Raw genomic sequence first — 25,418 nt, 5'->3', positions numbered from 1 at the left:
ATTATAAAATTTAAAGTCCTTGATAAAACCTGATTTCAGAGCAGAAATTAAGTGGCTTTACCAAGGATTCAAAGATATTCACGTGTTTATTCTAATATTTTCTCAAACCTAGCCAAGCGACCCTGAGCATCCATGCCTTCGATGATGATAAGGTGCTTCTTAGCGATATCAGTATTGTAATACTTAATCTGCGCTTTTCCTGATTCATCAATTTTCAAATTTGGATTCCAATAGATGGTACTTCTCTTATCAGGGATAGAGTTTTCAGCTGTCTTTGTCTCATAATTCGGCTGATAGAATTCCCGAGCAGCTGAGTAGCCTCCATATTTGGTGATAAGCTTACCAGGTACCTCAGCATTTGCCCCTCCAAAACCTGTCTTTGTGTATACTGCAATTACCCCATTGGCTCCCTGTGCTCCAAAAATTGCAGCTTTTGCAGGGTCTTTAAATACATCCACTGAAGCAACATCTTGAGGATTAACCAACATCATAGTTCCTGCATCTACTGGCATATTATCCAACAAGTATAGAGGATCTCCTCCACTTTGTAAAGAGCCTACTCCTCTGATCTGTACTGTTACACTCATTCCTGAAAAGAAAACTTGAACTCCAGAAACTCTACCCTGAATCATCTGAAAGACATTGGTAAAAGCTACTGAGCCAAGTATATTTTCAGGATCAATCGTAACATCTCCAACGCCATATATCTTTCTCATTTGTTCATCTTCCCTCGCAAGTGTTTGCCCCTCTACTGTTACTCCATCCAAATCTATTATCTTTTCTTCATCAAAAAGCCTATTCATCATAGTACGCTCCTGATAAGTTGCTATAAGCTCAGCTGGTATTTTGATATCAGATGTTATTCTAGGTGAAATGTTTAGAAAATAAGGTTTTGGTTGCTCAATGGAAATATCAACAAAATTTTTAAGCCTAAGGTCTTCAGCAGTAATAGTCACTTGCGCTGTATCCAAATACTCCAACTCCATTAAAATAAACCTGCCATTTGGACCATATTCTGAAGTAACCATGTCAATTCCTTGGCCAACCATGGCAGACACCTTACCACCTCTAAGCCCCCTTTTACTATTTTCCTGATCTATAATTGTACCTTCAATAGTAATCCCCCTTTCAATAAATTTATCAATAGTAGGAAATCTGTCATCCATTACACTTCCCCAATCAAATCTCCTCCAACCGTTAGTCATCATCACCAAATCCAAGGCTTCAAGCGTACCAGGTTCTTGATCTTTGAAATAATAACCTGGAAGATGGATATTTCCCTTTAGGTCAGATGTCAATAATAAGTCAGAAATGATATTTCCTCTAAGCATGGATTCATTTGAAACTTGATCCAAATCGGTAATACTTACAGAATAACTTCCAAATACTGTCTCATTCTGTGAAAAAGTTTCTATTTCTACTTCTATGGGTCCCCGTGATGATGAAACAACAGTTGATTTTGCTGAGATATTCACAAAATCCTTTTCACTTTGGAAAAAAAATAAACGCTCTAATAAAGGATCCCCTTTTTGATTTAAAATTGTAATTTGATTGATCCCTGTAATAAGCTCTTCTTTTGGAATCCTGACGCCCCATATACCATTAGTTAAGGAGCCATTGATCATATAATTAATAATTCCTCTTGTTTGACTAACAAGAACTAAATCTTGTTCTTCATAATTGCCCTGAACAAAAACTGTTACATAATTAGCTGATGGACTATTCAATACTTGAAGGACCATCCCTTTCGATTCTACCTTAGGGAGTTTTAAAACTTGAAATTCTCCAGAAGTTGGTTCTGAGACTCTAACTTGATAATCTCTCTCACTTTGAGGTGTAAATTCAAACTTACCCATTCCAGCAAAAAAAGTATTAAACTCAACAACTTCTTCAGTGTCAAGTACAGTACCTTCTAATTCCACGGGGCTACCGTCTGGATAGATACCTTTAAAAGCTATGTTACTTTTATATCCTTCAAGTAAATGACCTCCTTCTGGTAGGAATTGAATATCAGCCATTTGAAAACTGTAAGGAATCTTAACTTTTTTGATAACAGGATACGTTTCGCTTTCCAAGTATGTCAATTCCATCCACTGAAATTTGAATGGTTTTAAAGGTAAGTTAAAAGTAAAAGAAGCTTGACCTTGACTATTCAGCTGAATGCTTCTTTCTGAAATTTCTTCATCTTCTCCAAATACTTTGACTTGTATTACTTCATTAACTAATGGATTCCCTTTGCCATCTATCACATCAAGACTAACAGCATATTTTACTTGATCACCATTGACATCTTGGCTTTCAAAAGTAACATTTGGAAAAAAAGAGGTGCTTGCAGCATCAAAAACCTCAATTTCTTTGTGATAAAAAAATTCATCACCAAAATTTTCCATCCAAGCCGTATAAGCTTTGATTCTATAAACCCCTTCAATTCCGAAATCTGGGAGTTTAAAGTCGCCTTTACCATAGCCATCTTCAATTAATACTTTTCTTTGACTAACTAAAACACCTTCTCCATTGAAAAGATCAACATAAAGTGTCCTACTCAATGGACTAGGAATCTGGTTCCCACCAGCTGTCACATAAGCACTGAACCATACGTCTTCCCCCAGGGTATATGTATGCTTATCTAAATGAAGATAAACTTTTTCTGTAGGGAACTCCGCTTGAAGCTTGTTGAAGTAAGTTAATATTTTTTGCGTGATTGGATCATTGGATTGAAAAGACCAGAAAAAAAAGCTGGAAATTAATACCAAAGAAAAGACTGTCTTTTTGTAAAAAACTTTTTTCATGATTTAATGGATTATTGAATTAGTTGAGCAATATACAAGAAAGGATACTGCTTAACCAAATAATTTTTAGATAAATTAAGGATTATTTAGGAGATTTTACATTTGTTTAATTTATAGATTAATAGTTTCTCTTAGAAATGAAAAAAAACTAATTTCTTCAACTTATAAAACTTACTTAATATTTTCTATTCACATGAAATCACCATTTTTTACTTTACTTCACATATCCTTCCATCAGAATATTAATAAATACAATCACTCACCTAGCTCACCAACTTCATTCTTATTGGCCAACTGCCCACAGGCTGCATCTATGTCCTGACCTCTAGATTTCCTAACTTTGGCTATTATACCTTGACTTTCTAATATTCTGATATACATATCGACAGCTTCCTGCGAAGCCTGCCTGAACTCACCCTCATCAATTGGGTTATATTGAATGATATTCACTTTGGAAGGAATGATTTTACAAAATTTCGCCAAAGCCCTTGCATGCTTCTCATCATCATTGATTCCGTCCCAAATCACATATTCATAAGTCACTTTCCTCTTAGTCTTTTGATACCAATATTTGAGCGACTCAGCAAGATCTTCAAGGGGATTGACATCATTGATGGGCATCAATCTGCTTCTGGTTTCGTTGATAGCTGAGTGAAGAGAGATCGCGAGGTTGAACTTCACCCCATCATCAGCCATTTTTTTGATCATCTTTGGAATTCCTACAGTAGAAAGTGTAATCCTCCTAGGTGCCATACCTAGTCCCTCTGGAGAAGTGATTTTATCAATCGCTTCGACCACATTATTGTAATTCAACAAGGGTTCTCCCATTCCCATAAACACAATATTGGTCAATGGTCTGCTAAAGTAAGTTTCAGCTTCATCTTTGATCGCCACTACCTGATCGTAAATTTCGTCAGGATTAAGATTACGCATGCGCTTCAACCTAGCTGTTGCACAAAAATTGCAATCCAAACTACAACCTACTTGAGAAGATACGCAAGCTGTGATCCTCTTAGTCGTTGGTATCAGTACTGATTCTACAATTTTATTATCATATAACTTGACTGCATTCTTAATCGTCCCGTCAGAAGAATGCTGCATCAAGTCTACTAAAATGTGATTGATAGTGAAATTAGCCTTCAGCATTTCCCTAGTTACCTTGGAAATATTACTCATGTCGTCAAAATTCTTCAAAGACTTATTCCAAAGCCAATCATAAACCTGCTTGGCTCGAAACTTCTTGTCCCCTTGGTTGACAAAAAACTCCTCCAACTTCTCCAATGAAAACTTTCTGATGTCTTTTTTTACGCTACTCTCCATTTTGCAAAGTTAAACAAAATCAAAGAGCTTTGACTATTTCGATTTTTGGATAGAGTTCCCAATTGATTTTTTTAACTTGAGTTTATAAATCTAATCCATGGTCAAAAAAACTCTTCTTACTTTTCTCTACCGCATTAAGGTCAGTTTTTCGAAAATCAAATTGAAATTCGGCATCAAAACAGGACTTGTCAAATCCGTCATAATCGTTCCATACAAAGGGTTTGGAAGTAGAGAAAAAATTTATTTGATAGGCAGGGTATTAAAAGATCGCGGAATTGGTCTTTCTGAAATAGGTGATAGCCGATGGAAGAATTTCACAAAGATGTACAAACGATTTATGTCTTGGGAAATTCCAAAAGTAAAAGTATGTGCAACTCTTGGAGAAGATTATTGGGTAACTGAAACAGATGACGAGGGCTACTTTGAATTTTTCATCAACCCCAAACAGCTCATTCAGCACACCAGTCCTTGGATCAGTTTGGATTTAGAACTTATAGACCATGTATTGCCTAATCAAGGTAAAGTGACTGCTTCAGCAAGTATCTTCATTCCCACAAAAGAGGTGGAGTACGGCATAATATCTGACATTGATGATACGATAGTCCCCACCGGGGCTACTAGAATTTGGGAAATGCTCAAGACTACTTTTCTTGGTAATGCACATTCGAGAATTCCATTTGAAGGAGTTTCTGCATTTTATCAAGCACTCGAAAAAGGTGCAGATGGCAAAGAAAACAATCCTATGTTTTATGTCTCTAGTAGCCCTTGGAATCTTTATGATTTTCTAACTGAAATGATGTCTGTGCACCATATTCCTCTTGGCCCCTTAATGTTGAGGGATTTAGGCTTATCAAGAGAACAGTTTATCTCAGGAAGTCATTTTGATCATAAGCTTTCACAAGTGGAAAAAATATTTGAACTAGTTCCTGATATACCTTTTATACTGATTGGGGACTCGGGACAGCATGACCCTGAAATTTACTTACAAGTAATAAAGGATTATCCAGGAAGAGTTAAGATGATTTACATAAGACATGTCTCTGAAAAAAGAAGGCAAAAAGTACTGGATATAAAAACCGAAATGAAGTCACTTGGAGTGGAAATACTTTTGATCGAAGACACTATAATCGCCGCTAATCATGCCCTCAAAAAAGGTTGGATAAGAGCTGAGGACATTCAAATTATCATCAATTATAAAAATCAAGATGAAATCAATAATTCCTAACCCCTAGTTGTCCTTGCTTAGCATACCAATAATGTGTCCAGTCAAACAACCAATGGGATAAATTCACTTGGTTAAAGGTAGTTGTAGTCCTTGCTTTGAAAACTTTGATGGCTGATTCTTCCAAATCCCAAGTCAGGGGTACTCCTACTGACATCACTTCTGGAGCTAAACCGGATTGCTCCAAAAAATAAACTTCATTTTGACCTACTACTTCTAAGCTACCTTCTGAATCAATCAATAGAGCTGTTCTTTCATCTACTGCAATTCCCCTTACTGGCAATTCAGATTCGGAGCTGAGTCTTGCCATAAAAGTAAAAAGACGTCCTTCTCTATTTCTCTGAGAAAAATGCTGGTCTGTAATAACTCCTCGTAACAATGGATGATTGATCAAACTTGATTTCCTTACTGTCAGCCTTTCATCAAATGGATTGGCTAGTGCTTCTGTACTAATGATACTGCCATTTTCACCAGTATAGACATACTCCCCCATTATAGCACATCCAGCACTTGTTCCACCGATTGGTATTTGCTTTTCTTGAATCAAGTATTGCAGCGCTTCCTCAACTTTGGTTCCTTCCCAAAGTCTGAGGTAATTGGATTGATCTCCACCAGCGATAAAAACAGCTTCTGCATTTCTTAACGTCTCAATTACTTTTGGGTCATTGGCAGCCTCCAGCGTATTGATTCTAAGCGTTTCCACAGAATTAACATTACCAAGCCCAAGAATATAATTATTGTAAGCATCAGCTCCTGTCACACGAATAACTACAAAATCCCCTCCTCCTGACTTTTCTATCATCCATCTGAAAGCTTGATCAACGTCAGTACTTCCTCCCATCAAAACCACTCCCGTGGATGATGAGGTCTGAATATCATCAGAACTCCCAACTCTACCCAAAGAAAAGGGATTGCCATCTTGATTCGGGGGAATAGGAGCTGAAATCTCATCTCCTCCACAAGCTAGCATCATGGAAAACACTAAGGGTAGGATGGTCATAAGGCTTTTATTAAAGCAATTCACTTTATTGAAAATTGAGATAGACAGTAATGCTTTTTCTTCTTAGTGATTGAATCGCATCCCTAAATGCCGGATCTGTGGCTTCAGGTCTATACATATCCAATAGACCATGAGAAAATCTTACCTCTGGCGAAAACTTGAAATACTTGAAGTACATATCAAATCCAATCCCCAAATCCACAGTAAAATCTCGACCCAAGGTACCAATATCCTCTATGTCTGCTTCTTCTTGGTCTTTGGTACGAAACATTGCTGATCCTCCTGCGGTGAAAAACATGCGAGAATTATTGAACCTTTGCGCTTTATATTTAAAATGGAGCGGAAACTCCACCATAGTCGCCTCATTGATTGTAGTCCTCGTAGTAAAAAAGTTATTTTCATCAATAGTATTGGCATCCGGATTACTTACAAAGGTATTGATATCTGTCCTAAATTCGTAGAAACCGACTTTAGGCGTTAGAATTAAATTCAACTGATCATGTAACCTGAAAGTAGCCAAAAATCCCAATGAAAAACCTGGTGTGTAAATTGGCATAATACTTTGAATATTGGCAAGTGCAGGATCGTTGATAAAAGCATCAGTGTACTTCAACCTCCAATAATTGGTATGAGAAGCTAAAAAAAATCCATAAGAAATAAGCTTGTCGTCTTGACCAGACTGACTTATCTCTTTAAACCGCGCCTGTGCCGACACAGACCCGATAGAAAGGATGAACAAAAAGTTGAAAACAATTATTTTTCTCCAATGTAAATTGAGCTGATTCCGAATGTCAGTGGTCTGCATTTTGTGTTTTTAAAGCCAACTTTTTCCAAAACTTTCAGAAAATCTTTTCCATCTGGAAATGCCTGAACAGATTCAGGCAAATAGGTGTAAGCAGAGTTATCTTTGGAAACGAGTTTTCCTATTTGAGGTAAAATATATTTGAAATAAAAGTTATATCCTTGTTTCATCGGGAATTTTTTTGGCTTGGAGAACTCAACGATGACTGTTTTTCCCCCAGGTCTAAGAACTCTATACATATCTGCGAGTCCTTTTTCCAGATTTTCAAAGTTTCTAACTCCAAAAGAAACGATGACTGCGTCGAATTTATTATCCTCAAAAAGCAGCTTCTCAGAATCACCCATCTGCATGTCAATGATGTGGTCGAGCTTACGCTTCTTCATCTTCTTTTTGCCCTCTTCCAACATCCCTGCTGAAATATCCACCCCAATGATCTTATCTGGATTCAAGGCTAAGGCTTCAATAGCAAAGTCCCCGGTTCCAGTAGCAATATCCAAAATCAATTTAGGCTGATCTGCTTTGAGCATTTTGACCGCCTTTTTTCTCCAAATGATGTCAATCCCTAAGCTGAGCAAATGATTCAAAAAATCATATTTCTTGCTGATGTTGTTGAACATTTCCGCAACTTGCTCCTTTTTCCCCGCGTCTTTCTCTTTGTATGGTACTACTGACATGTATTCCTGTTCTAATGATTTGCAATATTACTAAGTAAACCCGAGCAATGGAAAAATGTTAAGAATAAATAGCCTCTGCAGTGCCTGATTGCTCGGTGTCTTCTAAGGATTACAGGTAATAAACCTCTTAAGTCCTAATATTTCTTTGGAAAGGCTTAACTTTGTCAAAAATTAAGATCATGATCAAAAAAGCAACCTTTTTAATCAGTAACACAGATTACAAAAAATGCCCCAATCCTGATAAACCTGAATTTGCTTTTATTGGACGTTCCAATGTCGGCAAAAGCTCTTTGATCAATATGCTAGCTAATAATAAAAATCTAGCAAAGACTTCTGGAAGGCCTGGAAAAACCCAACTGATCAATCATTTTTTGATTGATGAAAAATGGTACATGGTTGATTTACCAGGTTATGGTTTTGCAAAGGTGAGCAAAAGCATAAAATCTGATTGGGAAAATATGATTCGCTCTTACCTTTCGAATCGAGAAAATCTGGTTGCCCTTTTTGTCTTAATAGACAGCAGACTTGAACCACAAAAAATCGATTTGGAATTCATCACCTGGTGTGGAGAAAATGGTATCCCTATAGTATTGGTATTCACCAAAGCCGATAAACAGTCGCTTCCAAAAACACAATCTATTGTTGCCAAGTTTATTAAAGCATCCAAAGCAATCTTTGAAGAAGCTCCGCTTTACTTTATCACTTCAGCTGAAAGTGCCAAAGGAAAAGAAGAATTAACCGGCTTCATTGAAGAACAAGTAGAAGAATTTTATCAGGAAAGAAACTAGCCCTTGGGCTTTTAAAGTGAAAGTCTATATTTGCATGCTCATTTAGAAAACGAAACCATGAAATTTAACGAAATAGCAACCGTATCGGGCAAACCAGGACTTTACAAAATCTTGAAACCAACAAGAAGTGGTGTGATTTTGGAGTCCATGGATGAGAAAAAAGGCAAATTGGTAGTGGGTGCCAACCAAAGAGTATCTGTCCTTAGCGAGATCTCCATGTACACCATGACAGAAGAAGGAGCTTCTCCTTTGGAAGACATCATGATCAAAATAGAAACTGAATTCAAGGGAGATATTGGCTTAGATAGCACTGCTGACGCAGATGAATTGCAAGCTTTCCTAAAGCATGTATTGCCAGACTATGATGAAGACAAGGTATATCCATCAGATATCAAAAAACTGGTGAGCTGGTATAAAATCATCAGAGCACATGCACCAGAGGTATTGGAAAAGCAGCCTGAAGAAAATGAAGGATAAAATAATTTACTCCTAAAAATATAAAACTCGCAGGATACATTTATTCCTGCGAGTTTTTTTAATTTACAATCTATTCATAACCCCATATATGCACGCCTCTTTCATCCAAGACACCTTTCAATTGATCAAGAAGGATTTTTCTCTCGAGACCACTGAGTCTATTGAAGCAGAAGAGGCACTTCTCCAATTTCTCAAACCAATTGTTCATCAAATGCTCAACAGGGATTTTGAGAGGCTTCTCCAAGTCTGCTACCGAATCGACCTTGGCGAAAATAGACTCAAGCAAATTCTCCATGAAACTGATCCAGAACTGATGGTGGATGAACTAAGTGTCGCCATCATTAAGAGACAAAAGCAGAAAATCGAAATTCGTAGAAAATATTCGCAATGAGCTATTTAGCAGCCACCACATTTTCCTTTTCTACAAACGACATGGCTTCGGCTACCATCTTCTTTGAACCTATATACAATGGTGTCCTTTGATGGAGAGAAGTTGGCTGAATATCCAAAATCCTCTGGCTACCATCAGTAGCAGCCGCTCCTGCCTGTTCCGCTATAAAAGCCAAGGCATTGGCTTCATAAAGTAAACGGAGTTTACCTGCTGGGTTTTTTGCAGTTTCGGGATATATGTAGATGCCCCCTTTTAGCAAATTTCTATGAAAGTCTGCTACCAAGCTACCAATATATCTCGCACTATACTCTCTACTTTTACAAGCATCTAAATAGGCATTAAGGCCTTTACTGAAAGTTTTCGAAGCACCTTCATTGACAGAGAAGATCTTCCCGTCTTCAGGAGCCTTCATTTCTGGATGAGAAAGGAAAAATTCACCAAGTGATTGTTCGTAGGTGAATCCATTGACACCACATCCCGTGGTATACACTAGCATGGTAGATGAGCCATAGAGCACATATCCTGCGGCAACTTGCTTGCTACCAGGCTGCATGATGTCTTCCAATTGAATCGGACTACCTACTGGAGTTACTCTCCTGTAAATAGAGAAAATTGTCCCAATAGAGATATTTACGTCAATATTTGAAGAGCCATCAAGAGGGTCAATTGCCACCACATATTTTCCAGAAGAATTTTGTAAATCTATAACTTCATCATCTTCTTCGGATACTACAGCACAGACTTCACCTCCTTTGGTCAAAGCTCTAGTAAACCTGATGTTAGCAATTACATCAAGCTTCTGTTGCTCTTCGCCTTGGATATTTGTCTGACCAAATGCCCCTCCAATATTTGCAAGACCAGCTCTATTGGTCTCGCGATTTACTATCTTTGTAGCAAGAGCAATGTCTCTCAGCAACTGAGATAATTCTCCAGAAGCAAAAGGGAAATCGTCCTGTTTCTTTTTGATGAATCTGTCTAGGGTTACCCCAACCGAATAGGCCAAGGAGGAATCGTTGGGAATATAGGGCTTAATTTTCATATATTAGAAAAGTACAAATTAATAAATTGAACACTTGAAATTACAACTTAAATCCTGATGTCAAAAGCAATTGTTTTCAAATTTGGAGGGGCTTCCGTGAAAGATGCCGAATCTATCAAAAACCTATTCAATATTTTATTCAAACGATTGCAAACACCCATGATTCTGGTGATTTCTGCCATAGGAAAGACTACCAACGCTTTAGAAGAAATTCTTAAAGCAAAACTCAATCAGGAAGACTATTCTTTGAAATGTACAATTTTAAAAGATCAACATCTGAATATTTGCGAATCTCTATTTCCAAAAGACCACGAGATTTTTCAAAAAGTATCTTTTCAATTTGAAATGCTGCTAAAAGAATTGCATAACCCCGTGGACAAAGAGAATTATGACGAGTTTTATGACCAAGTCATCGTTTTTGGAGAGCTTGTATCTACTCTCATCATTCAAGCCTACATCAGCTACAGAGATGTTCCTTCTATTTGGCTAGACGCGAGAGCTATCATAAGCACCAATGCTGAATACCGATTCGCTAAGGTCAACTGGACTTCTACCCAAACTCAAATCAATGAAATACTAAAGCCGCTAACCAATCATTCTCTTGTGGTTACGCAAGGTTTCATAGGTAAAGACGCTTTTGGAAAAAGTACTACTCTTGGACGAGAGGGCTCAGATTTCACAGCTTCAATTCTTGCTTATTGTCTAGATGCTTCTGCTGTTACCATTTGGAAAGATGTAGAGGGTGTACTCAATGCAGATCCAAAAAAATTTAAAAAAACAACTAAATTTGAAGAGTTAGATTACCACGAAGCCGCAGAATTGACTTACTATGGAGCTTCTGTGATTCATCCAAAGACGATCAAACCTCTAGCAAATAAAAACATCCCACTTTTTGTTAAATCATTCTTGAGACCTGAAGGTTCTGGAACAAAAATCCATCAAGTAGCAAAAATAAACTCAGTCCCTTGTATCGTTCTCAAAGAAGCACAAATATTGGTGACTTTCAAGGTTACCGATTTTACTTTTATCAATGAGTACCACATGCACCAAGTTTACTCAGAATTAGAAAAACTCAAATTGAAAGTAAATCTACTCCAAACATCTGCCATAAGTATTTCTATAGTAATAGATGAACAACTTTTTAAACTAGAGAAACTAATCAAAAGCCTAAACTCTGTTTTTCAAATCAAATACAATACAGGATTAAATCTGATTACAATCAAAAATCCTACTGCAAAAATGATCAAAAAAATGATGCAGGATAAAGTTGTGCTAATGGAACAAATCACCAGAACTACATTCCAGATTGTTTACAAAACCTCAGCCTAAAATACGATCTACTGTCTTTTCAATTCCTGACAAATAACTTTTCCCAAATAGCAATAGATGCACCAATAATGGGTAGAGATTGTAAACATCAACTCTCTCTTCAAATCCACTTTCCAAGGGGAAAACTTCCTGATAAGCCTTGTAGAAGCGTGGGTCAAACCCTCCAAACATTCTAGAAAAAGCCAAATCTACCTCTCTGTGCCCGTAATAGACCGCAGGATCAATCAATAATGGACTACCGAGTTGATCTGGCAATACATTTCCTGACCAAAAGTCCCCATGCAAAAGTGCAGGCTTCTCATTTGGGAAAAAGTGATGCAATCTTGGATAAATCTCCCTAAACCTACTTAAAAATTCAGCACCGATAAGACCTTCATAATGGGCTTTGCCAATCATCGGCTCCAGTCTCTGGTTGATAAAAAAATCAGACCAAATATTGTGAGGCTGATTATATTGCTCCAGAGATGCAATATAATTGTCACTATCCAACCCAAAATACGCTTGTGTAGCCATATGCAACTGAGCTAGGCCATATCCCATTTGTTCCCAGTAGTCCTGTTTTGCCTGGGTAGAATCCACCCAATCCATCAACAAAAAACAGTAATCTTCAAGTTGACCATAATGATAAACTCTTGGAATCGTAAGTGGACAAAATTCACCAAGTAAGGCTAAGCCTTCGGCCTCTTTTTGAAAAATATCATTTCTTTGATCAAAGTTTATTTTTAAAAAGAAATCCCCTGAACTAGTCGTTAATTGAACACCTTGATTAAAATTCCCCGCTGCTATTAATCGAGCTTGATTGACTTTGACATCATGCCCTAAACTTAAAAAAAGTATCTGTTCATAAATTTGTCCTTGATCAAACATACATCTGATGCTCCTGTTTCAGGAATTGCAAAAAATGACTGATCGATTCGTCCAAAATTTCATAAACCTCTTCAAACTTCTCCATTCCGCCATAGTACGGATCTGGAACTTCCAGATCTATCGCATTAGGCTGGAACTCTCTAATTAGAAAAACTTGATCATGGTTGATCCCGTATTTGACAATCAAATTTTCAATATTTTTTTTGTTCGATTTATCCATGGCAAGAATGTAGTCAAACTCACGGATGTCAACCCTATTGATTTGCCTACCTCTGTGATTGATGAGAATACCTTTTTGGGAGGCACAGTGAATGGTACGCTCGTCAGGCAGTTCCCCAATATGATAATCTGAAGTACCACAACTATCGCTTTTAAACTTACCAGTTAATCCATTTTCTTCTATTTTGTGATTGAAAATGGCTTCAGCGAGCGGAGACCGACAAATGTTACCTAAGCAAACAAATAATACTTTAATCATTGAATCAAATATCTGTACGCGGATTTTTTAAGCAAGGTACAAGATAAATAATTTTTACCAAGGATTTCAAATGACTCCACTATAAATACTCAAAAAGTAAATAAGATGCACGAAATATTATTTTACCATAAGCACACAAATCAAATTAAGAACCTAAATAATGCCAATCAAACAATATTTGAATACCATCAATCCAAAATAAACAAATTGAACCAAATATTATTTGGTTAATTTTTTGAAAGATTTACAATGAATAGTACCTTTGTATAACAATTCGCAAATAATAATGATTATTATTTAGAGATTATTCAATGCAAAAGAGTTCAGTCAGAGATAAGATTACAAACAAGGGATTAAAATTCACACATCAAAGGATGGTGATACTCAATGCCTTGGAAGCTTCAGTGGCTCACCCCACTGCGGAACAGGTTTTTGAACTGATTTCAGAAGTTAATCCTTCAATTTCCCTCGCAACAGTGTACAAGACCCTAGACAGCTTTGTTCAAGCTGGGATTTTGAGAAAATTCATTGATCAAAAAGGTGTCATGCGCTTCGATGCGATGTTAGATGCACATAGTCATCTTTATTGTAAGGAAACACACGAGATTAGAGACTATAGAAATGAAGCATTTGAGCAAATATTGAAAAATTTCATTTCGGAAAACAACTTTGAAAACTTTGAAATTGACGAGATTTCAGTGGTATTTAAAGGTTACAAGAAAACAGAAACTATTATCTAATTTTAAAACATAAAAACATGTCATTAGTAGGAAAAAAAGCCCCAATTTTCAGCACAGCAGCTGTCATCAATGGTGAAGAAATCGTTGAAAACTTCTCTTTGGAGCAATATATCGGCAATAAGGAAGTTGTATTCTTCTTTTATCCAAAGGATTTTACATTCGTATGCCCAACAGAAATCTTAGCTTTCCAAGAAAAGTTAGCTGAATTCGAGAAGAGAGGCGTAGCAGTAGTGGGAGCTTCTACAGATACTGAAGAAACTCATCTTGCTTGGTTAGCTACACCAAAAGCGCAAGGAGGAATCGAAGGAGTTACTTACCCTTTGGTTGCAGATACAGCAAAAACTATCGCTCACAACTTCGGAGTATTGGCTGGTGAGTGGAACTACAACGAAGAGGGAGAACTGACTTTTGAAGGGGCTCCTGTGGCTTTCAGAGGAACATTCTTGATCGATAAAAATGGTATTGTTAGACAAGAAACCATCAATGACCTTCCACTAGGTAGAAACATTGACGAAATGATCAGATTGGTAGATGCACTTCAGCACGTTGAAAAATTCGGTGAAGTATGTCCAGCTAACTGGGAAGAAGGTAAGGAAGCTATGACCGCTACCAAAGAAGGTGTTTCTGCTTATTTGAGCAAAAATTGATTCTAATTAATAAAAATCAAGAAAGCCTCGATTCATTTGGATCGAGGCTTTCTCATTTCATTTAAATTTTATTTATTGCCTAATTATTTCAATGCACTCAACAAACCTACCAGACTTAAACCAATTTTTGCGTAATGAAATTACTCTATGATTTTTCAATGACCTTATTTTCTGTTTTGGTGAAATTACTCCAAAACAGCCAGCCAAAAATCAAAGCTTTTGTTGAAGGTAGGAAAAACACTTTTCGAGTGATTCAAAATTTCAAAGTGATTAATCAATCTCCCGTAGCTTGGTTTCATGTAGCTTCACTTGGAGAGTACGAACAAGCAAAACCTGTCATCAAGCAACTCAAAGAAAAGAAACCAAATCTAAGTGTAGTCCTCACTTTCTACAGCCCCTCAGGCTATGAAAATGTTAAAAAGAAAAGGCAAGATTACATTGACCTTATCATTTATCTTCCTGTAGATACTGCCAAAAACTCCGAAAAATTCATCAATCTACTTCAGCCGAGCTTAGCGTTTTTTGTGAAATATGACCTTTGGGCTAATTATATCTTGGAAGCTAAAAAGCAAAACATCCCTCTTTTCCTATTCTCGGCTTCTATGCGAGAGGATCAAGTGTATTTCCAGATTTTTGGCGGTTTTTTCAGAAAAACACTTCGCTGTTTCGATCATATCTTCACTCAAAACCAGCGAAGCATAGACTTACTCCATCAGATTAAAATAACCAACTGCACCCAAACTGGAGATACTAGATTCGATAGAGTAAGTGAAATCAGTGCTGACCCAAAAACCTTCCCAGAAATAGACGCATTTTGTAAAGGTTCCAAAACCATAGTCATTGGTTCAGTATGGGAGGAAGATATGAAAATCTGGATACCTTGGATCAATCAATCCTCAAGTTTTAAATTCATCATTGCTCCGCATGATATCCACCCTGATCAAATCGACCTTTGGGCAGAACAAATCGAGTTACCATCTATTAAGCATTCATCTATCAATGAATCACAAAATGAATCTGTACTGTTCATAGATAATATTGGAATGCTTTCTTCTTTGTACCAATATGCACATATAGCTTATGTAGGTGGCGCTTTTGGAAAAGGACTACACAATATCCTTGAACCTTTGGCATTTAAAATTCCGGTGCTCTTTGGAGATTTGAAAAAACCAAAAAAATTTCCAGAAGCAAAAATCAGTATAGATTATGGTGCCAGCGCTTCTATTGCTAACTTTGAAGACTTAAAGTCCACCATGGAGGCATTGGATGATTCTGAACTATATGAATCCACCTGTCAAGCAGCAGAAAAATTGGTAAAGGAAAACCGTGGTAGTGCTAAAAAAATCATTCAAGTGGTTCTTACCCATACCACTTAATACTCAAATCATGCAAGGAAGAGTCATCAAATCCACAGGTAGCTGGTACATGGTACAGACAGAATCTGGACTTGTCAAATCTCGGCTGCGTGGTAAATTCAAGCAAGACAACCTCAAACTCACCAATCCTATTGCTGTAGGAGATTATGTAGAAGTAGTGCAGGAAGCTGATTTACCTACTTGGACTATAGATGAGATTCTCCCAAGAGAAAATTACATCATCAGGAAATCTACGAGAAAAACCCATTTTTCACATATCATTGCCTCTAATATTGATCAAGCTTATCTGATCATTACTATCCGAAATCCAAGAACATCACTTGGTTTTATTGATAGGTTTTTAGTGAGTACAGAAAGTTTTAGAATTCCAGCTGCCATTATTGTCAATAAAATGGATTTGGTAGAAAAAGAGAAAGACTTAGAATACCTCCAAGATATCCATGAAATCTACGAACCACTAGGTTATCCAGTCATAGAAATATCTGCGACCAATGAATCTGGACTAAAAGAAAAATTCCTACCACTTCTGGAAGGGAAGACCACCTTGATGTCAGGACATAGTGGTGTTGGGAAATCTACACTATTGAACAAATTGATCCCAGCAGCCGATCAAGAGACAAAAGAAATCTCAAAATTCAGTACCAAAGGAGTTCATACAACTACTTTTGCAGAAATGTTTGCACTACAAAAGGGAGGATATTTGATAGACACTCCGGGGATCAAAGAATTTGGTATTCTGGATATTGATGATTCCGAACTTTCTCATTACTTCCCCGAAATGCGCCAATATTTGGGGCAATGTAAATACAATAATTGCCGTCACTTGAATGAACCTGGATGTGTGGTACTTGAAAAGTTGGAAGAAGGATATATTCATCCCTACCGCTATGATTCTTATGTGAATATTCTTCACGAAGAAGATGATCATCGATAAAGATTTTTGATTCTAACTTCAATTGCCTTAATTTTCATCTTCAAAACAGGATCACAGCTAAAATGAGCGAAAATCAATCCCTAGTACTCAATCACCGTCAAATTGGACAAAAAATCACCCGCATGGCCTATGAAATCTATGAAAGAAACTCCTCAGAGGAGGAAATTTTTTTCGCTGGAATTTCTGGAATGGGAAAAATTTTTGCTGACCTGTTGGCTTCAAAGCTTCAGGAAATCTCCCCACTTCAAGCTGTCGTGATGGAAGTCCTTTTGGATAAAAATGCTATCGTACAAGGAGAGGTCAAGCTTTCCATGGAAGTCATCCTTGAAAACCGATGCTTGATCCTCGTCGATGACGTACTCAATACAGGCAAAACACTGGCCTATGCTTTAAAACCTTTTTTAGAAATCCCAATTAAGAAAATGGAATTGGCTGTGCTCGTCAATAGAAGCCACAAACTCTTCCCTGTATCAGCAGATTACACAGGACTTGAGCTCTCGACCACACTTAACGAACACATAGCCGTAGACCTTACCAAAGAATCCTATACCGTACATCTTCACTAAGCTAACATGTCCGTACATCAGTCTTCAAATATCAAAAGAATTACCACACATACGCTTCAGGAAATGAAAGGTCGTGGTGAAAAAATTTCTATGCTTACGGCTTATGATTTTTCCATGGCTGGAATTGTAGATGGAGCAGGCATAGACATAATCCTAGTAGGAGACTCCGCTTCCAATGTTATGGCAGGACATGAGACCACCTTACCCATCACCATGGATCAAATGATCTACCATGCAACCTCAGTGGTAAGAGCGGTCAAACGTGCTTTTGTTGTAGTAGATATTCCTTTCGGTTCCTATCAGGGAAACAGTTCCGAAGCATTGCGATCAGCGATCAGAATCATGAAGGAATCTGGCGCACATGCTGTCAAAGTAGAAGGAGGATCCGAAATCAAAGAATCCATCACCAGAATACTGAGCGCTGGAGTACCAGTCATGGGTCACTTAGGACTGACACCCCAGTCCATCTATAAGTTTGGCACATATACCGTTAGGGCAAAGGAAGAAGAAGAAGCCAATAAGCTGATCGCCGATGCCAAAATATTGGAGGAAGCAGGCTGTTTTGCGATTGTGCTTGAAAAAATACCTGCCAAGCTTGCCAAGCAAGTAGCGGAAACTGTCAGCATACCAGTCATCGGTATCGGCGCAGGTGGTGATGTAGATGGCCAAGTGTTAGTTGTTCATGATATGCTAGGCATCACTCAGGAGTTTAAGCCTAGATTCCTCAGGCAATATGCAGACTTGAGAACAACCATGACTGAAGCAGTCCAAAACTACATCACTGATGTCAAAGCCAAAGACTTCCCTAATGAAAGTGAGAGTTATTAAATTTCACTTTTTCATATTATTTTTATGTATATCCGCTTACTTGCAATGGCCGAACAATTAATCATAGAATGTATGATTCCATTTTCGGTTGACTGTGGACTGTTGTCTGTTGACGAGTATTCGCAAAATATAATGCCTCTTTTTTCATAACATGCTCCATTGCGAACACTCATATTATTTTTTTTTATAAAACTGTAATTATCAGCTATATTGTCTAGGTATTTCTACAAGCCACAAGACAATGAAAAACCTCAGCTATAAGATTAAGACCTTATTTTTTTGCTTTTTTTTATTCACCTTTCTAGGCCATGCACAAAATCAGGCGATCCAAGATAGCTTGGGAAACCTAATACAAACCTCATCGATAGACAGCATCAAAGCAGAAGCCCTGATGGATCTAGCCTGGCAAAAAATGTATGCTGAAAATACTGAAGCGTTAGACCTAGCACATCAAGGAATCAAAACTTTGGAAAATGTCAGCAGCCCAAGAATCATCGGATATGCCTATACCGTGATCGGGGTAGTACATTGGGTAGGGTCCTCTTATGACTCGGCTGCTTACTATCTCAATAAGTCTGCCGAGGCCTATCAAGCAAAAAATGACCTTAGAGGACTTTCGGCAGTCTACAACAACCTCTCAATGGTCTATCAAAACAAAAGTGACTACACCAAGGCGCTCGACTATGCAACACTCGCATTAAAAACTTCTGAAGAAATTGGAGATGAAAAAATGATTGGAAACTCATTATTCTCTATTGGAAATATTCATTATTTATTAGAAGACAACCCCAAAGCCCTTAGCTATTATCGCCGAGCCCTGACTACCAAAAACAAAGTCAACGACAAGCACAATCTCCAGAAAATCTACCTAAACCTTGGGTCTTCTTTTCATAATTTAAAAGAATTGGATTCTGCTGCTTTTTACTATTCCAAATGCGTGATGACATCCGAAGAACTGGGGGATTACAAAGCCTTGGCAATCGCATCTTCTAACCTTGGAAACTTTGATATGGAACTCGGAAGACCCAATGAAGCATATCAGCATTATCTAAAATCACAAGAAATCTATCAATCAAAACTCAATAATGATTATGATTATGCTGTGCTTCTTCACTCCATGGCCAAAGCTCAACTACAACTAGAGAATTTTCCCTTAGCGGAGGATTATGGAAAAAAATCATTGGCTTTATCAGAAAAAATCAAAGATAACAAAAGACTCTCTGCTGCACACACAGTACTAAGTGATATCTATGAAGAAAAAGGAGATTTCCAAAAAGCATTGTCTTCCTTCAAAATGGCTCAATCTTTTAGAGACAGTATTTTCAATTTGGATAAAGCTGCCTTGCTAGCAGACATCGAAACCAAGTATGAAACCGAAAAGAAAGAAAACCAAATTATCCTTCAAGAGACCGAACTATCCAAACAAAAAGCCAGTAATCAAAGGAATCTGGTATTGATCTTCTCTCTGTTGGTTATCCTTTTCTTGATAAGCATACTATTTCTCCTCAATCAAAGCAGACAGAAAAAAGCCCGCCAACTTCTCCTTCAACAAAAAGAAATTGAAATCAAGGAAGCCTACATCAATGCAGCACTTGAATCTCAAGAAGTCGAAAGAAAACGATTTGCACAAGACCTGCATGACGGATTTGGTCAATTGATTTCAGCTCTGAGACTGAATATTTCCAACCTGAATGACAGAAATGGAGAAATGGAAGACCGAATTGCTATTGTGGACAAGAGTGAGTCAATCCTCAAGGAAATGCATACCGAAATCCGAAACATCGCCTTCAATTTAATGCCTGCCACATTGATCCAATTTGGATTGAAGGAAGCGCTGCTGGAATTTGCCCAACGCATGAATAGTTCTGGGAAAATCCAAATCATCACAGACACCCAAGAGATGACTGGGAGACTCAGTGAAATCCAAGAGATATCACTCTATCGCGTGATTCAAGAATGGGTCAATAATGTCATCAAATATGCCAATGCCTCCAAAATCACAATTCAGCTAGTCAGGCATGACATTGAGCTCAACTTATTAATTGAGGATGATGGAGCAGGCTTTGATGTCAATAGGCTTCAGAATAGTTCGGGAAATGGCTGGAGAAATATTCAATCAAGGCTTAAAAGAATCAATGCAGATTTTGAAATAGATAGCCATCCAGATAGAAAAGGAAGTAGCTTGATTATCGATCTTCCGATAGATAAGCTCACTATTGCCAAGGAAGCCGACATAATGGTATAATATACCCACTACTACGGATTTTCTCACATTGAGATAGCTAGTAACTTGTAGGCATGTTTGCAATGTTGAGCCAGTTTCTGGAACTTAAAATAAAAACTCAGACCATGAAAATATTTCTGGTGGACGACCACGCTATCCTATTGGATGGAATCAAAAGCATACTTGAAAAAGAACCCACTCTTAAAGTTATCGGCGAAGCCAATACCGCAGAAGTTGCATTAGAATTCATCAAACAGAATGAAGTTGATTTGTTGATCACAGACTTCAATTTACCTGAAATGGATGGGCTAGCCTTGGTGAGGCTGGTAAAAAAAATCAGCCCTATCACCAAAATTATCATGCTTAGCATGCATGATGAAGTACACTTGGTCAAAGAAATCCTCAAAGAAGGGATAAATGGATATATTCTCAAAAACGATAGCCACAAAGAATTGCTATCAGCTATAGCTGCTGTCGATGCTGGGAAAATATACCTAAGCAATGATATCAATAAAATCATCATCAATAGCTTACAATTCCCAGATGAAGAAAGAATGCTCACGGATAGAGAAAGAGAAATACTCAAGCTCATTGCCAAGGAGTTTTCCAATCGGGATATCGCTGATCAACTTTTCATTTCAGAACGTACCGTAGAGACCCATAGAAAAAATATATTCCGAAAGACCAAGACAAACTCCCTCGTAGGCTTAATTAAGTTCGCTTACGCAAATAATTTAATCTGATTTACCTACTTCTTAAATCGGAACCCTGCTTTCAGCTCTATCCGCTGTCCTCTAAATGGATCATCGCCTCGATTAAAAAATGTGACATACTCAAGACCAATAAATACCTTGGAATTGGTATGCAACTCCAGCATGGTATTAGAGATCAAAGGAGCTGGATATGCCCCAAAACCATCCCCATCTGCTAAGTACTGGCCATAAGCCAGACTACTTTCAAAATGCACTACCATAGCACTAGGCAATAAATAATCAACCATCACTACTGGCCCTATACCGGCATAGAAACCATGTGGATTGTAATACACATCTGGCGCTAAGCTATAGTCTAAATAATAATCTCCAATATGCCCACCCACAGCTATTGCTAAATCTTCAGTAATCTTAACATTCTTCGCAATATTCCACCAACCAATAAAATTATGAATCCATGTAGCATTAGGTCGGTAGGTGTAGTAAGGCATTTCACCTGTGAACACCAGTTGAATTCCAGAACCAATAAAACCCCCTACCAATTTATTCCTGTAAGACCAGCTCCATGCTCCTGGGGCAAGATTCATTTTCACAAAATCAATTTCTGGAAAAAAATAAGTTGTTCCTAACTGGTTTGCTTTATCTGCTGTATTGGTCAGGTTGAGGTACTTGTAAGATATCCCCATGGTTCTTACTCCATTATACTTCACATTATCCCAGTTTGTCGATTGAGCAAAACCAACTAGGGTTGGAAGGGTAATCATGATCGAAAGTAGAAGTTTCTTCATTGCAAATTGAGTATGGGTTGAGAAAGAAAAGCCAAGGCGCTAACCTTGGCTCCGGTCAGTAAATGGATTACTTCCCTTTGGCCCCAACGACCAAGGCTTTGGCAAACTCCTTTGAGTATTGGGTAAAAAGGTCTTTAGAGGCAGCGATATAGTCTTCTTTGGACATCTCTATGATTCTCGGATCGAAATTGACGTCTGGCTTAGCTTTCAATGAAAATAGTTTGCTCATAAGGCTTTCCGCTTTGGCCTTATCCTTTGAAATTACAGCTGAATACTCTTTATCAGAAATAAAATCTGCATTTAGCCTCGCTGGTGTACTGCTAGGCGATCCATTTTTCGAAATAAAATCAAAAGTATTGTAAGTGATCCGCATCTTTGGAACCACTTTCATTTCTGCACTGGTAGTCTTCCCTCTTCTACCAGCATCCAAGTCCACATCCAGTTCTACAGTAGAAAAATCCACATCAATATTTTGTGTCATCAATATCGCATCACTCGCTTTATAGTAATTCTTGATGGCAACAGCCAGAGGAACCCCACCTACAGCAAAGCTCTTTTCATTAAACATAAAAATTCCTTGCTCTGGAAGCATCTGAACTTTGGCATTACCTATGTCAGACTCATCAACTTTCCCCTTCTTCTTGTCAGTTTTTCCTTCGAATCTATCTTTGACTTTCTGAAAGGCATCCTGCTGCATCAATTCCTCTACTGGAACTACTTTGAAGCCTGCATTGGCGATTTCTCTTTCTAAAATCTTCTGAAAATCATTGGTTAGGGCTTGATAATCTTCCAAGGTCATGCCCGCATTGAGTATGGTGGTCACTTGTGCAGAACCACTTTGTTGACCTGCATACTGCCCTCCTTTGCTATGTGCTTCGAAGACATTCTGCAACTTACTGAGCTTTCCTTCTTGTACCACCTGCTTGGTTTCTACATAAGTTTCAAAACCCACACTCAGCTGAGGAATGGCAAAAGCAGTTGCTCCCTTGATGGTTTTGTTATAATGCCCTTTGGTTCCTATACCAGTGAACATTTCTTGAGCAAATAGCGATCCCGCTGACAATGTCAGTATCGCTACGGATAAGATGATCTTTTTCATGATTGAATTGGTTTTCGTTGGGACTAAAATCTATACCCAAAGCTCCGAAAACACCCTCCATCAAAACATACCCTACAGCTTGTAAATTCGACTACCCACTAGCACGGATAAGCTACGGCCGTACAATCAGCTTCCTACTGTGGCTTTGCCCATTGCTTAACCTAAAGTTCAAAATATACAGCCCCGGACCTAGATTACCGGCCTGAAGGAATATTTCCCTATTGGCTTCCAGCATAAACTGATCGACCAAAACCTGACCCAGGCTATTTACCAACCTTACTTCTGCTGCCTGATTGGCAAGTATGCTCACTGGTCCCGTAGTAGGGTTTGGATATACTTTTACTAGAAACTCTTCTCCCTCTGGATTGGGCATATCTGAAATCGACCTGAAGTACAATAAGCCTCCCCCGGTAGTCCCCAATAGTAAATCATAGCTCGAACCAAATGCATCCGGCACCCTATATATCCAAGTATTTCGACCTAATCGAGCAGGTCTCAACTCCTCACCAATCCTGACCAATACTTCTTCTCTATCCGTAGCATTCATAAAATCTGCAATCCAAAAGAGCTGCCCACGCTGATCAGCAACATACAAACCAGGCCTCTGCCCAGGTATTACATGTGCCGTCAGGTTCCTAGAAGCGGGATTATCTTGATAACCAAGAAAATTCCGCTCTAACAAGTTCAAAGTAGGAATTCCTTGACCAAAACTCACCTCATATAGCAGCAACTCCCCCGTCTGCCTTGCCAAGAGCATATAGTCTCGATTCTGAAAAGCAAATAACTCAAAATGATCTAATGGCCTTGGTGTCAAGCCTGGTACATTGACTTCATTCTTCACAGTAAAATCCTCGGATACGGCATGAAACAGTCGCTTCACCAAAGCAAAATTGACCGTATCCGTGCCAGCTAGCCAGTAACTTTCTTGCCCAGCTGCACTGCGATAGGTTTGATATTGGAGGTCTGTCAAGTCCAACTCCGATAAACTCAAATAGTCTTCCTCGGTCAAGCGCCAATCTCCCGCTGTCACTTCAATGGCCCTGAGGCTACCGACCACTCGTTTGTCTTTTAGTGTATTAGCTGATAAGTAAAGTTTGCCATTCAGCTTATTTCCTTGAAAACTAGGTCGCGTATTCTCTCCAAGGTCAAGCATCTGATCTTGTAAAAAAGGGTTGATCGCTCCCCCTTGCAATGGCATGGAAAAGAAGTTCCTCCGATAATCTGCCCGAAATGGGCCTGCTATCGAAGAAGAATTAGTCGTAATCAATAGCTGATCGCGCCACAACTGCGCTGCATGGAAAATCGGAAACTCGGGCAAGACTCCAATGCTCGGCAGCGATGTCGAAAATTCATCAAATTTGGGATTGGCATTTGTGCCTTTATTGGGAAGATAATAGAGCGTATTACATTCATCCTGTCCCATCAATAAATCCATAACCCCATCACCATTGAAATCTGCATAGAGAATGGAATGGCCTCCAGCATGCTCTATCCGCATGTTGTCATCTTCCATAACTCTACCCATGGGCATTCCTGAGCAGGTAACCCCAAAGCTAAACTGACCACAATCACAAAACTCAAAGCCTCCCCACCTAGCCTCTGGAAAAGCAAAACCATCAATATCTGGAACTCCTTTTCGTTCTACGGAAGTATTTCTGTAAAACTCCAAGAAATCCCCTGAAGCGAAATTGAAAGTGACAATATCCAAATCCCCATCTGCATCTATATCCATGATCAGCGGGATGTCGAGGTTATTGGCTTGGAGGTTACTGTTATTGTCCAACCTAAGGAAGTTCTGAGCCAGCTCCCAACTAGGAAAATTAGCACCTGTGGGACTGACATTTCTATACGCTCTGATCCCAAATGGACTGGAAGTAAACAAGTCCTTTTTCCCATCACCATCATAGTCAGCTAGTACTAAAAAGCCACTGACATCGGAAGGAAAATAATAAGAAAGCTGAGGCAAATGCGTAAAAACCCCATCCTCTTCTTTAAAAACAGAAACCTGCCTCACATTGATATCCCATATCACCAATTCTTCGTCCCCATCTCCATTGACATCCATACTCTGAATTTGCCCAGCGTTGAGTCCGCCAGAAAAAGTCAATGGTAATGCTGCCCCATCTTTGATCAAATTCACTGGATTTGCATATTCAAAGGTTGTTTGCCCATAAGCAACCATTGAAAGCTGACAAATGATCAGTAGACTTGTGTAGATTGTTTTCAAAAAAGAAGGAATAATTTTAGATGGCATAATTACTTGTAGAACTTAGTCTAGAGCAGCTTGTTGGAATTTGACTATCAGCACCAATATCGTATAGGATAAC

The 25,418-nt window shown here is 38.4% G+C and carries 24 protein-coding genes; 13 read left to right on the top strand and 11 right to left on the bottom strand.

What is annotated here, in order from left to right:
• Window positions 1-86: 86 nt before the first annotated feature.
• Window positions 87-2,789 carry a TonB-dependent receptor plug domain-containing protein gene (locus tag CHB66_RS02175; protein WP_089237544.1) on the bottom strand — a complete coding sequence of 901 codons (2,703 nt, stop codon included), beginning with the start codon at window positions 2,787-2,789 and terminating at the stop codon, window positions 87-89.
• A gap of 255 nt (window positions 2,790-3,044) precedes the next feature.
• Window positions 3,045-4,109 (bottom strand): 23S rRNA (adenine(2503)-C(2))-methyltransferase RlmN, encoded by a 1,065-nt coding sequence (gene rlmN / locus CHB66_RS02170; protein ID WP_089237542.1) that lies wholly within the window; start codon window positions 4,107-4,109, stop codon window positions 3,045-3,047.
• A 97-nt stretch (window positions 4,110-4,206) separates the two neighbouring features.
• On the opposite strand from rlmN, the gene CHB66_RS02165 reads away from it, so the two are divergent.
• Window positions 4,207-5,334: an App1 family protein gene (locus CHB66_RS02165; protein ID WP_089237540.1), complete on the top strand. Its 1,128-nt coding sequence runs from the start codon at window positions 4,207-4,209 to the stop codon at window positions 5,332-5,334.
• On the opposite strand, the gene CHB66_RS02160 is transcribed toward CHB66_RS02165, so the two are convergent.
• Genes CHB66_RS02160 through ubiE form a run of 3 tightly spaced genes read right to left on the bottom strand, consistent with a single transcriptional unit; the run spans window position 5,321 to window position 7,807 of the window.
• On the bottom strand, window positions 5,321-6,331 hold the full coding sequence (locus tag CHB66_RS02160; protein WP_089237538.1) for a cyanophycinase: 1,011 nt from the start codon (window positions 6,329-6,331) through the stop codon (window positions 5,321-5,323). The two genes, CHB66_RS02165 and CHB66_RS02160, sit on opposite strands and share 14 nt — an antisense overlap.
• Window positions 6,332-6,356: 25 nt before the next feature.
• Window positions 6,357-7,136: a type IX secretion/gliding motility protein PorT/SprT gene (gene porT / locus CHB66_RS02155; RefSeq protein ID WP_089237536.1), complete on the bottom strand. Its 780-nt coding sequence runs from the start codon at window positions 7,134-7,136 to the stop codon at window positions 6,357-6,359.
• Window positions 7,085-7,807 (bottom strand): bifunctional demethylmenaquinone methyltransferase/2-methoxy-6-polyprenyl-1,4-benzoquinol methylase UbiE, encoded by a 723-nt coding sequence (gene ubiE, locus CHB66_RS02150; RefSeq protein ID WP_089237534.1) that lies wholly within the window; start codon window positions 7,805-7,807, stop codon window positions 7,085-7,087. Before ubiE ends, porT begins: the two co-directional genes overlap by 52 nt.
• Window positions 7,808-7,986: 179 nt before the next feature.
• Here ubiE and yihA point away from each other — a divergent pair, with 179 nt between their 5' ends.
• The 3 genes from yihA to CHB66_RS02135 all read left to right on the top strand — a co-directional run bounded on the left by yihA (window position 7,987) and on the right by CHB66_RS02135 (window position 9,463).
• Window positions 7,987-8,595, top strand: a complete 609-nt coding sequence (gene yihA / locus CHB66_RS02145; RefSeq protein ID WP_089237532.1) for a ribosome biogenesis GTP-binding protein YihA/YsxC — start codon at window positions 7,987-7,989, stop codon at window positions 8,593-8,595.
• Between the two features lie 57 nt (window positions 8,596-8,652).
• Complete coding sequence (locus CHB66_RS02140) at window positions 8,653-9,072, top strand: DUF5606 family protein (protein ID WP_089237530.1); 420 nt, start codon at window positions 8,653-8,655, stop codon at window positions 9,070-9,072.
• Between the two features lie 88 nt (window positions 9,073-9,160).
• Window positions 9,161-9,463: a hypothetical protein gene (locus CHB66_RS02135; protein ID WP_089237528.1), complete on the top strand. Its 303-nt coding sequence runs from the start codon at window positions 9,161-9,163 to the stop codon at window positions 9,461-9,463.
• Between the two features lies 1 nt (window position 9,464).
• Here the strand turns inward: CHB66_RS02135 and fbp are convergent, their stop codons facing one another.
• Window positions 9,465-10,502 (bottom strand): class 1 fructose-bisphosphatase, encoded by a 1,038-nt coding sequence (fbp, locus tag CHB66_RS02130; RefSeq protein ID WP_089237526.1) that lies wholly within the window; start codon window positions 10,500-10,502, stop codon window positions 9,465-9,467.
• Between the two features lie 57 nt (window positions 10,503-10,559).
• On the opposite strand from fbp, the gene CHB66_RS02125 reads away from it, so the two are divergent.
• The gene (locus CHB66_RS02125) at window positions 10,560-11,831 is read left to right on the top strand and encodes an aspartate kinase (RefSeq protein ID WP_089237524.1); all 1,272 of its coding nucleotides are present in this window, start codon (window positions 10,560-10,562) and stop codon (window positions 11,829-11,831) included.
• On the opposite strand, the gene CHB66_RS02120 is transcribed toward CHB66_RS02125, so the two are convergent.
• Window positions 11,823-12,698 carry a fructosamine kinase family protein gene (locus tag CHB66_RS02120; protein WP_089237522.1) on the bottom strand — a complete coding sequence of 292 codons (876 nt, stop codon included), beginning with the start codon at window positions 12,696-12,698 and terminating at the stop codon, window positions 11,823-11,825. The genes CHB66_RS02125 and CHB66_RS02120 overlap by 9 nt on opposite strands.
• Window positions 12,691-13,176: a low molecular weight protein-tyrosine-phosphatase gene (locus tag CHB66_RS02115; protein ID WP_089237520.1), complete on the bottom strand. Its 486-nt coding sequence runs from the start codon at window positions 13,174-13,176 to the stop codon at window positions 12,691-12,693. The genes CHB66_RS02120 and CHB66_RS02115 overlap by 8 nt, the downstream gene beginning before the upstream one ends.
• Before the next feature lie 311 nt (window positions 13,177-13,487).
• On the opposite strand from CHB66_RS02115, the gene CHB66_RS02110 reads away from it, so the two are divergent.
• The 8 genes from CHB66_RS02110 (at window position 13,488) to CHB66_RS02075 (ending at window position 21,234) form a co-directional block, all read left to right on the top strand.
• Complete coding sequence (locus CHB66_RS02110; RefSeq protein WP_089237518.1) at window positions 13,488-13,916, top strand: Fur family transcriptional regulator; 429 nt, start codon at window positions 13,488-13,490, stop codon at window positions 13,914-13,916.
• Between the two features lie 17 nt (window positions 13,917-13,933).
• Window positions 13,934-14,563, top strand: a complete 630-nt coding sequence (locus tag CHB66_RS02105) for a peroxiredoxin (protein WP_089237516.1) — start codon at window positions 13,934-13,936, stop codon at window positions 14,561-14,563.
• Between the two features lie 134 nt (window positions 14,564-14,697).
• Window positions 14,698-15,939: a 3-deoxy-D-manno-octulosonic acid transferase gene (locus tag CHB66_RS02100; protein ID WP_245812651.1), complete on the top strand. Its 1,242-nt coding sequence runs from the start codon at window positions 14,698-14,700 to the stop codon at window positions 15,937-15,939.
• Between the two features lie 10 nt (window positions 15,940-15,949).
• Window positions 15,950-16,873 (top strand): ribosome small subunit-dependent GTPase A, encoded by a 924-nt coding sequence (gene rsgA, locus CHB66_RS02095; RefSeq protein WP_089237514.1) that lies wholly within the window; start codon window positions 15,950-15,952, stop codon window positions 16,871-16,873.
• Between the two features lie 62 nt (window positions 16,874-16,935).
• Entirely contained in the window at window positions 16,936-17,439 is a 504-nt protein-coding gene (locus CHB66_RS02090) for a phosphoribosyltransferase family protein (RefSeq protein ID WP_089237512.1), read from the top strand.
• A gap of 6 nt (window positions 17,440-17,445) precedes the next feature.
• A complete protein-coding gene (gene panB / locus CHB66_RS02085; RefSeq protein ID WP_089237510.1) occupies window positions 17,446-18,267 on the top strand; it encodes a 3-methyl-2-oxobutanoate hydroxymethyltransferase in 822 nt (273 codons plus the stop codon).
• A 241-nt stretch (window positions 18,268-18,508) separates the two neighbouring features.
• Entirely contained in the window at window positions 18,509-20,512 is a 2,004-nt protein-coding gene (locus CHB66_RS02080) for a tetratricopeptide repeat-containing sensor histidine kinase (RefSeq protein ID WP_089237508.1), read from the top strand.
• A 104-nt stretch (window positions 20,513-20,616) separates the two neighbouring features.
• Window positions 20,617-21,234, top strand: coding sequence for a response regulator (locus CHB66_RS02075; RefSeq protein ID WP_245812650.1), 618 nt, complete (start codon window positions 20,617-20,619; stop codon window positions 21,232-21,234).
• A 5-nt stretch (window positions 21,235-21,239) separates the two neighbouring features.
• Here the strand turns inward: CHB66_RS02075 and CHB66_RS02070 are convergent, their stop codons facing one another.
• From CHB66_RS02070 to CHB66_RS02060, 3 genes are all read right to left on the bottom strand, one after another.
• Window positions 21,240-21,992, bottom strand: coding sequence for a hypothetical protein (locus CHB66_RS02070; RefSeq protein WP_141107355.1), 753 nt, complete (start codon window positions 21,990-21,992; stop codon window positions 21,240-21,242).
• Window positions 21,993-22,059: 67 nt separating this feature from the next.
• Window positions 22,060-23,091 (bottom strand): hypothetical protein, encoded by a 1,032-nt coding sequence (locus CHB66_RS02065; protein WP_089237502.1) that lies wholly within the window; start codon window positions 23,089-23,091, stop codon window positions 22,060-22,062.
• Between the two features lie 112 nt (window positions 23,092-23,203).
• On the bottom strand, window positions 23,204-25,318 hold the full coding sequence (locus CHB66_RS02060; protein WP_245812649.1) for a T9SS type A sorting domain-containing protein: 2,115 nt from the start codon (window positions 25,316-25,318) through the stop codon (window positions 23,204-23,206).
• Window positions 25,319-25,418 lie beyond the last annotated feature (100 nt).

The organism is Belliella buryatensis, assembly GCF_900188245.1.
Classification (GTDB): Bacteria; Bacteroidota; Bacteroidia; order Cytophagales; family Cyclobacteriaceae; genus Belliella; species Belliella buryatensis.
Note: the sequence above shows the minus strand (reverse complement) of the source record. Positions and strands in the feature narration are given on the sequence as shown.

Coding starts and splice junctions, on each gene's coding strand:
- CHB66_RS02175 (WP_089237544.1), bottom strand. CDS start 2,789: ATGAAAAAAGTTTTTTACAAAAAGACAGTCTTTTCTTTGGTATTAATT.
- yihA (WP_089237532.1), top strand. CDS start 7,987: ATGATCAAAAAAGCAACCTTTTTAATCAGTAACACAGATTACAAAAAA.
- CHB66_RS02075 (WP_245812650.1), top strand. CDS start 20,617: ATGAAAATATTTCTGGTGGACGACCACGCTATCCTATTGGATGGAATC.
- CHB66_RS02120 (WP_089237522.1), bottom strand. CDS start 12,698: ATGTTTGATCAAGGACAAATTTATGAACAGATACTTTTTTTAAGTTTA.
- CHB66_RS02125 (WP_089237524.1), top strand. CDS start 10,560: ATGTCAAAAGCAATTGTTTTCAAATTTGGAGGGGCTTCCGTGAAAGAT.
- CHB66_RS02110 (WP_089237518.1), top strand. CDS start 13,488: ATGCAAAAGAGTTCAGTCAGAGATAAGATTACAAACAAGGGATTAAAA.
- CHB66_RS02065 (WP_089237502.1), bottom strand. CDS start 23,091: ATGAAAAAGATCATCTTATCCGTAGCGATACTGACATTGTCAGCGGGA.
- rlmN (WP_089237542.1), bottom strand. CDS start 4,109: ATGGAGAGTAGCGTAAAAAAAGACATCAGAAAGTTTTCATTGGAGAAG.
- porT (WP_089237536.1), bottom strand. CDS start 7,136: ATGCAGACCACTGACATTCGGAATCAGCTCAATTTACATTGGAGAAAA.
- CHB66_RS02105 (WP_089237516.1), top strand. CDS start 13,934: ATGTCATTAGTAGGAAAAAAAGCCCCAATTTTCAGCACAGCAGCTGTC.
- CHB66_RS02165 (WP_089237540.1), top strand. CDS start 4,207: ATGGTCAAAAAAACTCTTCTTACTTTTCTCTACCGCATTAAGGTCAGT.
- fbp (WP_089237526.1), bottom strand. CDS start 10,502: ATGAAAATTAAGCCCTATATTCCCAACGATTCCTCCTTGGCCTATTCG.
- CHB66_RS02115 (WP_089237520.1), bottom strand. CDS start 13,176: ATGATTAAAGTATTATTTGTTTGCTTAGGTAACATTTGTCGGTCTCCG.
- ubiE (WP_089237534.1), bottom strand. CDS start 7,807: ATGTCAGTAGTACCATACAAAGAGAAAGACGCGGGGAAAAAGGAGCAA.
- CHB66_RS02100 (WP_245812651.1), top strand. CDS start 14,698: ATGAAATTACTCTATGATTTTTCAATGACCTTATTTTCTGTTTTGGTG.
- CHB66_RS02070 (WP_141107355.1), bottom strand. CDS start 21,992: ATGAAGAAACTTCTACTTTCGATCATGATTACCCTTCCAACCCTAGTT.
- rsgA (WP_089237514.1), top strand. CDS start 15,950: ATGCAAGGAAGAGTCATCAAATCCACAGGTAGCTGGTACATGGTACAG.
- CHB66_RS02160 (WP_089237538.1), bottom strand. CDS start 6,331: ATGACCATCCTACCCTTAGTGTTTTCCATGATGCTAGCTTGTGGAGGA.
- CHB66_RS02080 (WP_089237508.1), top strand. CDS start 18,509: ATGAAAAACCTCAGCTATAAGATTAAGACCTTATTTTTTTGCTTTTTT.
- CHB66_RS02090 (WP_089237512.1), top strand. CDS start 16,936: ATGAGCGAAAATCAATCCCTAGTACTCAATCACCGTCAAATTGGACAA.
- CHB66_RS02135 (WP_089237528.1), top strand. CDS start 9,161: ATGCACGCCTCTTTCATCCAAGACACCTTTCAATTGATCAAGAAGGAT.
- panB (WP_089237510.1), top strand. CDS start 17,446: ATGTCCGTACATCAGTCTTCAAATATCAAAAGAATTACCACACATACG.
- CHB66_RS02140 (WP_089237530.1), top strand. CDS start 8,653: ATGAAATTTAACGAAATAGCAACCGTATCGGGCAAACCAGGACTTTAC.